The following is a 14,296-nucleotide window of genomic DNA, read 5'->3' on the forward strand; positions in this document are numbered from 1 at the left end:
ATGAGATATTTATATGTTTTGTTATTTCTTTTGATTGCGAGTCAGTCTATAGCACAGGAAAATCAATTAAGAGATGATACGTTAGAGCAAGTAGAGCGCTTAATACTGTTGTTTAAGAGTAATGATAAAGAGGCAATCTCTATGTATATAGATTATCCATTGCCTTTAAAATATCCTATTCCTTCTATTGAAACTAAAGAGGAATTTATCGTTCGTTTTGAGCAAGTATTTGATCGAAATATGACAGAAGTAATAGGGAATTCTACTAGTGATGATTGGTCTACTGTTGGTTGGAGAGGAACAATGTTTAATAATGGTGATTTATGGATAAATGAATCGGGGAAAATTATTAAAGTTAATCGACAAGCAGATGGTGTTGAGCGTTGGAGACAATCTCTGATTGCTCAAGATAAGAAGAAACTACATCCTTCTATAAATCATTTTATAGAACCTATAGCAATTATGGAATCTTCTAAATATATCTATCGCATAGATCAAATATCGGAAGATGCTTATCGTTTGGCAGCGTGGAAAAAGAATCAACTAATGATAGACACTCCTTTATTTACTCTTTTAGAAGGAAAGATGGATGTAGAAGGAAGTATGGGAAATAGGGTACTTACTTTTTATGACAAGAAGAAAGAAGAACAGTTAACTATTTTATTAGATAATGCTGGTGAAGCACCAGAAGATACAGTACTTTTTATTTATAAAGATAAAAAAGGAAGAGAGCGAACCGAAAATGTAAAGTTGTGCTCTATTAATAATTAAAATAAGTTACTTCACTTAGTTTCCCTTTGGTTAGATAATTATAATTAAATAATTAAATGTGTTGTGATATAGATAAGTAAACCTACTAGACCTCCTACAAGTGTACCATTAATACGTATAAATTGTAAGTCTTTACCTACTTCTAATTCAAGTTTATCACTTAATTCTCTGCCATCCCATCTATCAACAGTATTTCTGATTAATTGACCTACCTCTTTTGTGTTCTTTAATGCTAATCGATAAATAGTGTGTTGTATCCATTTATTGATTTTTGTCTTAAGGTCATTGTTTTCTTGTAATTCAATAGCAATATTGGCTAAACTCTTTCTAATATAATTGCGCAGTATAGAGGCATTGTCATCTAATTGTTCAATGATTGTAGCTTTAGTAGAGTTCCAGAAATCTCGTATATAAGTTTCAATAGTTTCTTGGGTAATAAACTGAGAAAGTATTTCTTGAAACTTTAATTTCCATTTTTCTGAAGCCTCTATTTCTACTGCCAACATTTCAAGTCTTAAGGTAATTTCTTTGCGAAGTTTATGGTTTTTGTTATCAGCGATATCACTAAGGAAAGTATTGATACCATTGACTAGTTGAGCCGTGACAGCCTTTCCACCCACAAGGGCTAAGAGAGGTTTTTTCTCTACGATAGCTTGGTAAATATCTTCCCTGTGCTCTTCTACATACACTTGAGCTTTAGGAACGATAACATCAATTAATCGATTGTGTTCTCCTTTTTCAATAGCGTACATTAATCCTTGAGAAACAAAGCTTTGAATATTTATTGATTGTATTCCTTCGCTTGCCTTATTTGATAAGAAATGAACAACAGTATCATCTTTTAAGTCTGCTATTATATTTTTTGCTAGCGTTGCTATTTCATTTTCTAGAATGATTTGGTTAGACGGTTGGTTTAACCAATTAGAAATAATAGTAGCTAAATCTACTTTTTCTACATAAGGACGAATATTTTCTGAAGTAAGAAAGTTATCTGTCACGAAGTCTCCTAGATTATCACCTATTTTATTTTTACTGTTTTCAATTAGATTTGTATGAGGAATATTTAGTCCCATTGGATGTTTAAATAAGGCAGTCACCGCAAACCAGTCTGCCAAAGCACCAACCATTGCTGCTTCTGAAAAAGCTTTGACATAGCCCATCCAAGCAGATGGACTGTGCTTAATAGCATATACCATGGCAAAATAAACAATAACCATTATGATAAATAGACCAGTAGCAATTCGTTTGTGTTTGCGTAATTGTGCTTTTTTATCAGACATTCGATTGTGTTTTTAAAGGTGATCAATTCTCTCTTAATTTTACATCAGTCGTTAAATAGCTAAATTAATAGTTACTTGTTTTAATCTATGATGAGGGTTAAAGTTACTAAAAAATACTACTTTAGAAACTTTCCTTTACTTCAAATGTAATTGATTCGTAAGTTTTTGGATGCTTAAATGTGATTTTTTGTGCGTGCAAATAAAGACGATCTGACTTCGTTCCATATAAATCATCACCTACAATAGGAGTATTTAAGCCCAATGCATGTGAAGCGTGTACTCTTAATTGATGTGTGCGACCAGTAATAGGGTAGAAGTAAACTTTTGTTTTGCCATCTGTTCGTTTTACAACTTCCCATTTTGTTTTAGCTGGTTTACCATAATCGTAGCATACCATTTGACGGGGTCTATCTTCTAAATCTACACGAAGTGGCAAGTCGATATAGCCATTTTCTTCTGAGATATTTCCATCTAGTAGTGCTACATAGCGTTTTTCTACCGTTTTTTTGATAAACTGACTTTGTAAAGCCTTATGCGAATCTTTGTCTTTGGCAATAATTAAGATGCCTGAAGTTGCCATATCTAAGCGATGGACAATTAGTGGTCCGGTAGCATTTGGATAGCGCAATTTCATTCTTTCATAGACAGAATCTTGTATAAAAATACCAGGGACAGATAAGAATTCTTCTGGCTTATTGACAATAGCAATATAATCGTCTTCATAAACAATTTCTAATGGCTTATTTAACGCAGGATTAGATAGCAAAGGATTATCATCTATTTGCAGCCCTTGTAGCATATGTCCTAATATAGGTTCACATTTACCACGACATGATGGATAGAAATGTTGATGTTTTCTAATCTCTGATTTTGGGGATTCTCCCCACCAAAACTCTGCCATACAAATAGGAGTATAACTATTTAAATAAGCAAATTGCAATAATTTTGGTGCAGCACAATCACCAGCTGCTGCAGGTGGTTGTTGTAATGCAGTCTGTTCAAAAATATCAAGTAGATCCTGCTCCTCTCCTTTGAAATTTAAAAAACGGTATTGTTGAAATAACTTTTTTTGTAACGCATTAGATTTTAATTTGCGTTCTTCTTTTAATACATTTATAAGTTTTTCAAAGTCATTGATTACTTCTTTTGTCTGTGCAATTTGCGCTTGCCAATATGTCATAAGCAATCGCAACTCATGTTTGTCACGTAAACTTTGTTTGACTAAGTCTTCATTAAATAGTTCAAAATCACAGCTAGACAATAGAGCAGTTTGTTGTTCTCTTAATATTTTTCGCTCTGCTTTTAATTGTTTTAAAAGTGTTTTCTTTTCAGAGATAGCTGTTTTTTCTTCCTCAATTTGTTTAATCAACAATGCTTTAGCATGTTTGTAAATGCCATATTGCTCTAATTCTTCTATTTTTCTATTGATAGCATTTAATACAGCTTCTTCTTTTACGAAGAAACCATCTTTGTTCCATAGGTCAAATACTGGTGGTACAAAGCCTTCTAAATGTGTATGTTTCCCTAATTTTCCAGAAAAAGCAGCTAGATAGCCTATTTTATTCTCTTTATCTTTTACTATTAAAACTCCAAACATTTTTCCCGCAGGTAAACATTGGGCGTTTGTACTATCAAAAAAAGGCTGAATAATAGGATTATTATGCAATTCTTTTTGTAATTCTTCAGCAGCAATAATAGATATAGGATGAGGTTCGTAGTAAAAGGGATAAGTGAATTTAGTAGGAAGTTCTATTTTACTAATATCAGATTGAAACTCTCTGAAAATAGGATTAGAAGTAGGCATATTGTTGTTTATTTGGATGCAAAAGTAGGAATAAAATGATAAAAAAGGAGTTTCTGTTTATTCTATTGCTCAAATAGCTATCTTAAAATTCACTTAGTTAAAATATTTATGTGGAACAAATTATAGTGCTTTTAGTAGTTATTAGTTTTGAAATAAAAACTGATATAAGAAGTAATTCAATTATCTCATTGAATTGAAAAGGAGATAATTGAATTACTTTTTATTTTAATCCCTATTGTATGGTTGTACTATTTTTTTAATGAAAACTCATTCTACGATCTATTTTATTTCAATAATTTTATCTAGAGGTAATCGTGTTTTTGGAGTTACGCTTGGGTGGTTAGTATCATTAGAATCTTTATAACCTATAGCTACAGCAAATAGAGTATGATAATTATGTAGATCCAGAATTTTATCATAATCATAGTTGTTAATTCCTTCCATAGGTGTAGAGTCTAAACCTAAACTAGCACAAGCTGTTAAGAAATATCCAAGAGAAATATAGACTTGGTGAGCTAACCATGCTTTTATTTCTTGCTCTCCATTAATTTTTACAAATTGATTGTAGTAATTGATATGTCCTTCAGAGAGATTTTCTGCAATTTGTTTTTCAAAAAGTTCAATATTATCTATTACGCTAAAAACTATAATGTGGCTTGCATCATATATTTTTTGGGTATTATGCAATGAATGTTCTGCTAATTGTTTTTTTATTTTTTCACTACTAACGATTGTAAATTTCCATGGTTGACTATTCATTGAGGAAGGACTAAGTCTTAGAATTTCTTTTATTTCTTCAATAATTTCATCAGAAATCTTTTTAGTTGGATCATACTTTTTAGTCGTATATCTCTTTTTTGCTAAATCTAGAAACTTCATATTTTTATTTTTTAAAATTATACTATAAAAATTATAGTTGCTAAATTAAGTATAGTAATATAGATTTGCAATAACGGTCAAATTGTATAGTAACAGATGTATTATATAGATAATGAAGAATATCATTGCAGTACTAGTGTGGCAATGAAGTATATAGGAGGAAAATGGAAAGCAGTTATTCTTATTCACTTAATTGAAAAAAAGCGATATAGTGAATTAAGGAAGCAGTTGCCTATGGTAACAGAGCGTACAATTAGTCTCCAATTAAAAGAGTTAGAGAGAGATGGTTTGGTAAAAAGAACAGTGTATGCTAGTAAACCTCCATTAAAAGTAGAATATGAACTGACCGATTTCGGCAAAACTTTAATCCCTATACTAGAACTTATTTCGCAGTGGGGTAAAGAAGTAGCTATTAATAATGGTAATGTAAAGCATTCAGATGAATGATATTCATCTGTATACTTTTGTGTTTTAAAATGAAATCATTCTTACTTTTTAGTTTTTTGAAACTTCTTTTGTTCTATACCTATAAAAGCAATGGAATTTCATGCTATCCAACTAGATAATGGGATATCGAATCTATTGTGTGAAGAAGGAGGTTGTCTAACCAAGTCTTTATTTTTTCAATAACAAATCTTTCTTTGTATAGTTTCTCATCAAAATAATCGTCTTCATTATCTTGTCCAGTTCGCTTATTAGGACAGATGTTAGCTATTATTTTTTTAAGCTTCTGTGAATCAAAACTAGTATCAGTAGTAGTTATTTCTTCAAAATAGATTTTCTATATCAAATACATGCTTTACATATTAATAGAATATGAGGTTTTCTGTAAATACTTTAACTATCTGAGCAAAATAAAAAGTACCTCACTTTTTTTTAACCCTAAAAATCATATCTACTTAAATTACAATACATTAGTGTAAAAATCATCATTTTAAGTCAAAATCGTAATGCTTGTCAAAGCCAGTATTCATAAGCATTAGAGCGAAATCCTTCAACACTTCTTCAACATTTCGCCATGATTGCTCCATATAGAGGGCTGTTTGTTGAAGGAATCTTGAAGAACTGTTGAAGCGTTGTTAAAGCGCTGTTGAAAAAATCATATCCTCTATAGTATTAAAAGCGTATATGGAATACTTGATTCTACCAATCATTTTAGGCACTTCTATTCAAAAAGACCTTTGAATAATTATGCGAGTAATTTTTAAAAAGTATAAAAATAAAACGGTTGCAATGAATTGGAAGAGTGATAATAAAGTTAGCTTTCAGGTATTTTAGTTTCTTATGAATTCAATATTTTGAAATCACAGTATATTCGATTTATTTTATAGTTGGATAAAGGTTATAATTAAGTCAGTTAAGTATAGAGGATAAGAGAATTATAGTAAATATTTAAAAAAAGTTAGTTTTGTTGCTTTTGCTTTTTGTGACTTAACGAGTTAAATAGTATCTTTGGCGACTCAAAGTATTAAAATAATACCGATATGTTTGATAATTTAAGCGATAAATTAGATAAAGCCTTTCATATCCTTAAGGGACATGGTAAAATAACTGAAGTCAATGTAGCAGACACTTTAAAAGAGGTGCGTAGAGCACTATTGGATGCCGATGTTAACTTTAAGATTGCCAAAGATTTTACTAACAAAGTAAAAGAAAAAGCCTTAGGACAAGATGTATTGACTACATTACAACCAGGTCAATTGATGATTAAAATCGTAAAAGACGAGTTAACACAATTGATGGGAGGTGAGGCAGCAGGTATCAATTTATCAGGTAATCCTTCAATTATTTTAATGTCTGGTTTACAGGGATCAGGTAAGACTACCTTTTCTGGTAAATTAGCTAACTTCTTAAAAACTAAAAAGAATAAGAATGTATTATTAGTAGCGTGTGACGTATATCGTCCAGCGGCTATTAATCAATTACACGTAGTTGGAGAACAATTAGGTGTTGAGGTTTATTCTGAAGAAGGAAATAATAATCCTGTGCAAATTGCTGAGAATGCAATTAAGCATGCTAAATCAAATGGATTCAATGTTGTTATTGTCGATACTGCTGGTCGTCTAGCAGTAGATGAAGAGATGATGACAGAGATAGCAAATATTCACAATGCTATTAAACCACACGAAACATTATTCGTAGTGGATTCAATGACAGGACAAGATGCTGTTAATACAGCTAAAGCTTTTAATGATAGATTAAACTTTGACGGGGTGATCCTTACTAAATTAGATGGTGATACTCGTGGAGGGGCTGCAATTTCTATTAAGTCAGTTGTAAATAAACCAATTAAGTTTATTGGTACGGGAGAGAAAATGGATGCAATCGATATTTTCTATCCAGAACGTATGGCTGACCGTATTTTGGGAATGGGAGACGTTATTTCATTAGTTGAGCGTGCACAAGCTCAATATGATGAGGAAGAGGCTCGTAAAATCCAAAAGAAAATTGCTAAGAATGAGTTTGGTTTTGATGACTTTTTAAGTCAAATCCAACAAGTGAAGAAAATGGGTAGCATGAAAGACTTAGTCGGAATGATACCTGGTGTAGGAAAAGCATTAAAAGACGTAGAGATTGAAGACGATGCGTTTAAACACATCGAAGCAATTATCCACTCAATGACTCCTGCTGAACGTTCAAAACCATCTTTACTAGATGCTAAGCGTAAGCAACGTATCGCAAAAGGGTCAGGAACGGATATTCAACAAGTAAATCAACTGCTAAAACAATTCGAGCAGATGAGTAAAATGATGAAAATGATGCAAGGCTCAAAAGGAAAGAATTTGATGAGAATGATGGGGCAAATGAAAGGCATGCAATAAGAATACAAAAGAAGGTTTAAGGTTCGTATGAAGTTTAAACCTTCTTTATTTTACATACAACAACACACTTATTTTTTTATTAAATGCAACTACTAGACGGAAAAAAGGTATCGGAAGATATCAAGAATGAGATTGCTGTTGAGGTTCAACAGATGAAATCTCGTGGTGAAAAAGTACCTCACTTAGCAGCAGTACTTGTTGGAAGCAACGGTGCAAGTTTAACTTACGTAGGGAGTAAGGTTAAGTCTTGTGAAAAGGTAGGTTTTGAATCTACATTAGTGGCTTTGCCAGAAGATACTACAGAAGAAGAATTACTGGCTAAAGTCAAAGAATTAAATGAAAATGGCGCAATAGATGGTTATATTGTTCAATTGCCATTGCCAAAGCACATCGATGAACAAAAGATTTTATTAGCAATCGATCCGGATAAAGATGTAGATGGTTTTCACCCTACTAATTTTGGAAGAATGGCGTTAGAAATGGAGACATTTTTACCAGCTACTCCTTACGGAATCATGGAATTACTTGAGCGCTATAAAGTTGAAACAGCAGGTAAGAATGTTGTTGTTATTGGACGTTCACATATCGTAGGTCGTCCTATGAGTATTTTGTTAAGTAGAAAAGGTTATCCAGGTGATGCAACGGTTACACTTACACATAGTCGTACTAAGAATATTGCTGAGATCACTAAGGAGGCTGATATTATTATTTCTGCTTTAGGAGTACCTTACTTCTTAAAAGCTGATATGGTAAAAGATGGGGTTACTGTAGTAGATGTAGGTATTACTCGTGTACCTGATGCAACAAATCCAAGAGGATACGTAATTGCAGGAGATGTAGATTTTGATGAGGTAAGTAAGAAAGCAGCATTTATCACTCCAGTACCTGGTGGTGTAGGTCCGATGACTATCGCAATGTTATTAAAGAATACTTTATTGGCTCGCTCAAGAAGAGCTAAAAAAGGAGAATAATAAAGAGTTAAATATTGAATATATTTTATTTGAGAGAAGTGAGTTTTCACTTCTCTTTTTTTTACAAAAAAAATAAGTAGTGTAACAAATGTTACTTAAATTGCTTTTTATTATGAATAGTTTGGTGTTGAAACTCAAACAAATTTAATTAATGATGAAAACTCACTACAAAGTAATCATTATAGGTGCTGGTACTGCTGGGATTATGACAGCGGCACAATTAAAAAAGAAAAACCAGGACTTAACAATAGCAATTATTGATGCTTCTGAGCAGCATTATTACCAGCCTGCATTTACCTTGGTTGGTGCTGGAGCTTATGATAAAAAGAATACTATTAGGAAAACTAAAGATTTAATACCAAAAAATGTTCAATGGATACGAGATTGGGTGGGAGAAGTCGATGCGCAAAGGAATTTAGTTTATACTCAAGACGGATTACAGCTTACTTATGAATACTTAGTGGTATGTCCTGGCTTAGTGAATGATTTGTCTTTAATAGAGGGCTTGCAAGACGCTGTCGATAAAGGGGTAGTCTGTAGTAATTACATAGATCCAGAATATACTTGGAAATCTCTGCAGGAATTTGAAGGAGGAACAGCTATTTTTACACAACCTAATACTCCAATTAAATGTGGTGGTGCTCCCCAAAAGATAATGTATTTAGCTTGTGAGTATTTTCGTAAGAAAGGTATTGATAAGGAAACAAAGGTTCATTTTCCCATTCCTGGTAGTGTTATTTTTGGTGTAAAGCCAATTGCTGAGACTTTAATGAAAGTAATTGAGAGAAATGATATTGATTTCAAACCTTTTCACAATCCTATAAAAATTGATGCAGATCAACGAAAGGTATATTTTAAAAAAATGAATATGCCGAGTAACAATTGTATTGTAATTTCTGATGGAAGTGTAACTATACCAGATAAGGAGGTTATAGAAATGTCTTTTGATTTTCTGCACTTAGCACCCCCGCAAGTTGCCCCTCAATTCGTCAAAGATTCTAAGTTAGTTAATGATGCAGGTTGGTTAGATGTGGACTTAAATAGTTTACAACATCGTAAGTATGTAAACATATTTGGATTAGGAGATGTAGCTGGATTGCCTACAGCTAAAACGGGTGCCGCAGTTAGAAAGCAAGTTCCTATAGTCGTTGATAATATTATTAAATTACTGCAAGGAGATATGGCTACAAATAAAGATTATCTAGGTTATTCTTCATGTCCATTAGTCACAGGATATGGTAAAATGGTATTAGCAGAGTTTAATTATAAAAATGAGTTTATCCCTGATCCTAAACTTAAACAGATGCTTATTTTTAATAGCGATAAAGAGCATTGGAGATTATGGATTCTAAAGAAACATTTATTGCCATATTTATATTGGAATAAGATGATGAAGGGGGAACAAGTTTAGATTGTATTTAATGATTCCTAATACTACAAAAGAGTCTTGTTGCAAACTGTATAAAGTATAATATTGTGAGAAGTAAAAATAGGAAGTGGTCAGCGTTAGTACCAGAACTAGCGGTTTCAGATATTAAAAAAAGTTTACATTTTTGGTGTGATCTTATCGGTTTTGAGGTCGTGTATGAGCGAGTAGAAGAACACTTTGCATATCTAGCATTAGGTGATGCACAAATAATGTTAGAACAGCATAATCCTCAAGACAACAGTTGGGATACTGCACCACTTGAAAAACCATTTGGTAGGGGAATAAACTTTCAAATAGAAGTTGTAGCGTTAGATTCTATTCTAATGCGCTTAGATAATAATCAGCGGGATTTGTTTATTCCTGTAGAAGAAAGATGGTATAAAGTAGGAGATGTAGAGTTTGGTCAAAAGCAATTTTTAGTATTAGATCCCGATGGTTATTTACTCCGCCTAATTGAAAACTTAGGAGAACGCTCTATTACTACTAAATAGTATAGGAAAATTCCCTAATAATAGGGAGGTTATTTATTCTGTAGTTCAATAGTAAATAATTATTTTTAAAAACATATTAAAAGCTATAAAATGACAACAGAAGAAATAAAAAAGATACAGGAAGAGTGGTTTCAAAAAGGAGAACAATATGCTCAATCTATCAATGAGATGGTTGCTTATGGAGAGAAGCATGGATGGGAAAATTGGAAAGGTGAAGAAGCAGAAGATACCAGAGAACATTTAGGGACTAAAGTAATAAAGCTATTAAGAGAGGCAAATAGAGAAAATAAGGTAGAGGAATTTAGAAGACAGTTTCCACCTGCTCATAGTCCAATTGTATCTATGCTTGATGAGAAGGGGCAATCTATTACTCAATTTTGTTTTTTAGAGAATGATAAGATCATTTTTGTTGTAGGGACTGCTTATGAAGATAGACAAGCGTGTTTACTCAATGGCGATGAATTGATCGTTTTAGATAAATCGATTACCTCTGTAGGGAAAGCTCCCAAAGGGACTGTCATTGCTATTGCCAGCGGTACTTCTATCACAACATTTAAAGAATGGGGTGGGGAAGAAATAAGCTCTTTTAATTTAGCAGCGATTAAGGGTTCAGGTATTACTAAGTTGATTCCTTATAATAATGGACTGAAAGTAATAGTTGTTTCTTCAGCAGGTATTTACTTGTTGTCCTCAGAGGAAAACAAATTAATACATCCCGAATACGATGCAGAAGATGAAGATTGGAGCGCAGATATTGATATGGAAAATGCTGTGTTATCATTTGATAATAAATATATAGTAGTTGGAGATCAATGCTACGATCACGCCATTCTTAATGAAGAAGGCAATAAGATAGGTTCAGTAGGACCGCAATCTTCCTATCCTCATTATTGTTTATTCTCAAAAGATGATGAGCAGTTAATCACTAATTCATGTCATTTTTATAATGGTGTGACAATTGGTGTTGATGCTAAAAAGTTAGAAGGACTAGAGGTTGAAGCGTATGAGGAAAGTGATGATTATGTGTATATAGATGAGAATATGCGTGTCTATGCAGGTGTAGCAAAAGGGGATTATTATATCTTAGGTGATGCATATGGTTATATAAAAGGGATTAATAAAGAAGGAAAGATATTGTGGAAACACTTTTTGGGTTCTACTATTGACGGAATGACTTTATCTGATGATGAACAAACGCTTTGGGTGGGGACTTATGCGGGTATTTTGCATAAACTAAAGTTTGGAAAAGGAGTGAGAGATACACATACGATAGGAGATGCTGATCTTTATGAAGAGTTTCGTTTATTGATATGGAAGAATGAACCACAAATTTGGAAATGGTAATTTAGAATATCGAAAGGCTTTCTTAACAGGGAAGCCTTTTTTATGTTTTAATTACTATTAGAATGTTTTACTTTTGGGATACTAATTGATTAGTAATATCATGAATTTAAAAGAACAGTATTTTCCTCTATTAGAAAGGCATCTAAAGCAAACAATTGAATTGTCAGAGCAAGAACTGCATGTAATTTATGATGTAATTGAAGTAATCGAACTAAAGAGAAAAGAGTATTTATTACAGCCAGGTCAATTATCACAACATATGCGCTTTATCGCAAAGGGTAGCGCACGTAGCTTTTATCTCGATGAAAATAGCCAAGAACATACTTTACAATTAGGGATTGAACAATGGTGGATTAATGATCTGTATAGTTACTTAGCACAAAAAGAATCAACATTATTTATTCAAGCCATAGAGCCATGTATATTTTTTCAAATTAGCAGAGAGAATTTGGAGCGTATATATCAATGTATTCCTGCTATCTCGACTTTCTTTAGAGAAAAAATACAAAAGGCTTATGTCTCTTTGCAGGAGCGAACGCTTGAAAATATGAGTATTGATGCTTATTCAAGGTATCAACGTTTTATAAAAGATTACAGAAATATAGAGCAACGCGTACCTCAATATATGATTGCTTCTTATTTAGGTGTTACGCCTGAGTTCTTAAGTTCTTTAAAGAAAAAACAATTAGAAAGTCTTTCTTAAGCTATCTTAAGAATCATGAAATAGAGTGCAACTACATTTGTCTTGTAACAAATGATAGTAATTAAATGAAACCAGCACTTATTTTTAATCTTTTCTTTCTTCTTTTTTCTTCTTACCTATTTGCCCAATCTGTTTCTTATGTGCCAGAGGTAATGGCGGGGCACAGATCTTATTTTTATACGCATACGATTCAGTATCAAATTAATCAACGGTTGAAATTGCAGAATTTGACGTTGTTTGATTCTGAATACAAAGAAGACAATCACAATATTTTCTTCATTCGCAATACTTTGGCTTATCAGCTCAACAAAAGCTTTGTTGCGAATATAGGCTTTGGGGTAAAGAATCCAGGTAAGTTTTTTACTACTTCACTACAATATCAAATTGTAAAAAAAGACTTTGTTTTTATGTATGGTATAGGCGCTACTTATCAAGCTGGCTGGACGTTAGAACAAAGTTTATTACTTGAATACACACCACGTCTTACAAAAGATTACCAAGCATTATTTAGAATTTCAGCAGTAGGTAATATGGATAAGCATGAATATACAAGAGGATTTCAACACATACGCTTAGGGCTAAAAAACGCAAATATTGCTTACGGTATAGGAGTGAATTTAGAGCAATTCAACAATAGTTGGCATCATCTTGAAAACGTAGGTGCATTTTTTAAAGTTAATTTTAAATAGATAGAGATATGAATCGAAATGTAAACATTGGTTTATTAATAAGCCGCATTGCAATAGGAGGTCCCATGCTATTATATGGTATAGGAAAATTAGTACACGGTATAGATTTTATACAACAATTACTTGTATCAAAAGGATTACCTAGTGTTTTTGGTTATGGGGTGTATATAGGTGAGGTCGTAGCACCGTTATTGTTGTTAATAGGGTTTAGAACACGAATAGTTGCTGCTGTTTTTGCTATTAATTGTTTGACAGCAATGCTACTGGCGCAGAGCAGTGATATTTTTAGCTTAAATGATAATGGAGGATGGAAAGTAGAACTTTTAGGGATGTATATTTTAATAGCGGTCGCTTTGTATTTTACAGGCGGAGGAAAATACGCAATTTCAACTGATAATAGTTGGGATTAAAGAAAGTAATTATTATATGAAACACCCCATTTTATACTAAAAATGGGGTGTTTTTACTTTTATAATATGGTGCTTTGTTTTTTATATCTTATTGTAAAATAGTTGATTATAGTTAAAAATAATAATAATTAAAGTTGAATCTAATTGTTTTTGAACTTCATTATTCTTAATTTAGATAGAGTAATAATATTTCTTCTTTTATAAGTTACAATTTTGCTGATAGAAGTAGGAATAATTGCTTTCATCGATTACCATTGAATGTATTTTTACCTAAATCTTAAAAACAAGTAGTTATGGAAAAAGCATTAAAGATTATTGTGGCTTTACTGTTAATATTAACGGTTTTCTCAATGCCTCCAGATTTTTATCGACTGGTAAGTTTTATAGTTATTGTCGCTTTTGGTATTTTAGCATATAATTCACATATCAATAAGAAATTAATAGAGGTATTCACTTATATAGGCTTAATTATTGTGTTTCAGCCTTTTTATGATTTATCAATAGGAGGGGCGTGGTGGAAAATAATTAATATTACTATTGCTGTCTTATTGCTATTATCTTTATTCTTTAGCATAGATAATAGAAAAAAAGAGAAACAATGATTTTAGGTTATTAATAATGTTAGGAGTTTTTCTTTATTTATATTGCTTTTGTATTAGGTAAATAGTGAATTTTATTAGTTATATTTTATTATTTAACTAAT

Annotated in this window: 14 protein-coding genes; 11 read left to right on the forward strand and 3 right to left on the reverse strand. The window is 32.1% G+C overall.

The window, feature by feature from the left end:
- Positions 1-771 carry a hypothetical protein gene (locus RH98_RS07530; RefSeq protein WP_010252597.1) on the forward strand — a complete coding sequence of 257 codons (771 nt, stop codon included), beginning with the start codon at positions 1-3 and terminating at the stop codon, positions 769-771.
- A gap of 44 nt (positions 772-815) precedes the next feature.
- Here the strand turns inward: RH98_RS07530 and RH98_RS07535 are convergent, their stop codons facing one another.
- The 3 genes from RH98_RS07535 to RH98_RS07545 all read right to left on the reverse strand — a co-directional run bounded on the left by RH98_RS07535 (position 816) and on the right by RH98_RS07545 (position 4,734).
- On the reverse strand, positions 816-2,051 hold the full coding sequence (locus RH98_RS07535) for a DUF445 domain-containing protein (protein WP_010252599.1): 1,236 nt from the start codon (positions 2,049-2,051) through the stop codon (positions 816-818).
- A gap of 121 nt (positions 2,052-2,172) precedes the next feature.
- Positions 2,173-3,855 (reverse strand): RluA family pseudouridine synthase, encoded by a 1,683-nt coding sequence (locus tag RH98_RS07540; protein ID WP_010252601.1) that lies wholly within the window; start codon positions 3,853-3,855, stop codon positions 2,173-2,175.
- A 279-nt stretch (positions 3,856-4,134) separates the two neighbouring features.
- Positions 4,135-4,734 carry an NAD(P)H-dependent oxidoreductase gene (locus RH98_RS07545; RefSeq protein WP_010252603.1) on the reverse strand — a complete coding sequence of 200 codons (600 nt, stop codon included), beginning with the start codon at positions 4,732-4,734 and terminating at the stop codon, positions 4,135-4,137.
- A gap of 96 nt (positions 4,735-4,830) precedes the next feature.
- Here RH98_RS07545 and RH98_RS07550 point away from each other — a divergent pair, with 96 nt between their 5' ends.
- The 10 genes from RH98_RS07550 (at position 4,831) to RH98_RS07595 (ending at position 14,195) form a co-directional block, all read left to right on the forward strand.
- Positions 4,831-5,181 (forward strand): winged helix-turn-helix transcriptional regulator, encoded by a 351-nt coding sequence (locus tag RH98_RS07550; RefSeq protein WP_010252605.1) that lies wholly within the window; start codon positions 4,831-4,833, stop codon positions 5,179-5,181.
- Between the two features lie 1,037 nt (positions 5,182-6,218).
- The gene (gene ffh, locus RH98_RS07555; protein WP_010252607.1) at positions 6,219-7,556 is read left to right on the forward strand and encodes a signal recognition particle protein; all 1,338 of its coding nucleotides are present in this window, start codon (positions 6,219-6,221) and stop codon (positions 7,554-7,556) included.
- A gap of 83 nt (positions 7,557-7,639) precedes the next feature.
- A complete protein-coding gene (locus RH98_RS07560; protein ID WP_010252610.1) occupies positions 7,640-8,527 on the forward strand; it encodes a bifunctional 5,10-methylenetetrahydrofolate dehydrogenase/5,10-methenyltetrahydrofolate cyclohydrolase in 888 nt (295 codons plus the stop codon).
- A 154-nt stretch (positions 8,528-8,681) separates the two neighbouring features.
- The gene (locus RH98_RS07565; RefSeq protein WP_026038792.1) at positions 8,682-9,938 is read left to right on the forward strand and encodes an NAD(P)/FAD-dependent oxidoreductase; all 1,257 of its coding nucleotides are present in this window, start codon (positions 8,682-8,684) and stop codon (positions 9,936-9,938) included.
- Between the two features lie 65 nt (positions 9,939-10,003).
- Complete coding sequence (locus tag RH98_RS07570) at positions 10,004-10,447, forward strand: bleomycin resistance protein (protein WP_010252614.1); 444 nt, start codon at positions 10,004-10,006, stop codon at positions 10,445-10,447.
- A 90-nt stretch (positions 10,448-10,537) separates the two neighbouring features.
- Positions 10,538-11,791 carry a hypothetical protein gene (locus tag RH98_RS07575; protein ID WP_010252616.1) on the forward strand — a complete coding sequence of 418 codons (1,254 nt, stop codon included), beginning with the start codon at positions 10,538-10,540 and terminating at the stop codon, positions 11,789-11,791.
- Between the two features lie 100 nt (positions 11,792-11,891).
- A complete protein-coding gene (locus RH98_RS07580) occupies positions 11,892-12,494 on the forward strand; it encodes a Crp/Fnr family transcriptional regulator (protein ID WP_010252618.1) in 603 nt (200 codons plus the stop codon).
- Positions 12,495-12,559: 65 nt separating this feature from the next.
- Complete coding sequence (locus RH98_RS07585) at positions 12,560-13,183, forward strand: hypothetical protein (RefSeq protein WP_010252619.1); 624 nt, start codon at positions 12,560-12,562, stop codon at positions 13,181-13,183.
- 8 nt (positions 13,184-13,191) lie between these two features.
- Positions 13,192-13,593, forward strand: a complete 402-nt coding sequence (locus RH98_RS07590) for a DoxX family protein (RefSeq protein WP_010252621.1) — start codon at positions 13,192-13,194, stop codon at positions 13,591-13,593.
- Between the two features lie 293 nt (positions 13,594-13,886).
- Positions 13,887-14,195, forward strand: a complete 309-nt coding sequence (locus RH98_RS07595) for a DUF6804 family protein (RefSeq protein WP_010252623.1) — start codon at positions 13,887-13,889, stop codon at positions 14,193-14,195.
- The last annotated feature ends 101 nt before the right edge of the window (positions 14,196-14,296 follow it).

The sequence above is a fragment of the Myroides injenensis M09-0166 genome (genome assembly GCF_000246945.1).
Lineage (GTDB): Bacteria > Bacteroidota > Bacteroidia > Flavobacteriales > Flavobacteriaceae > Flavobacterium > Flavobacterium injenense.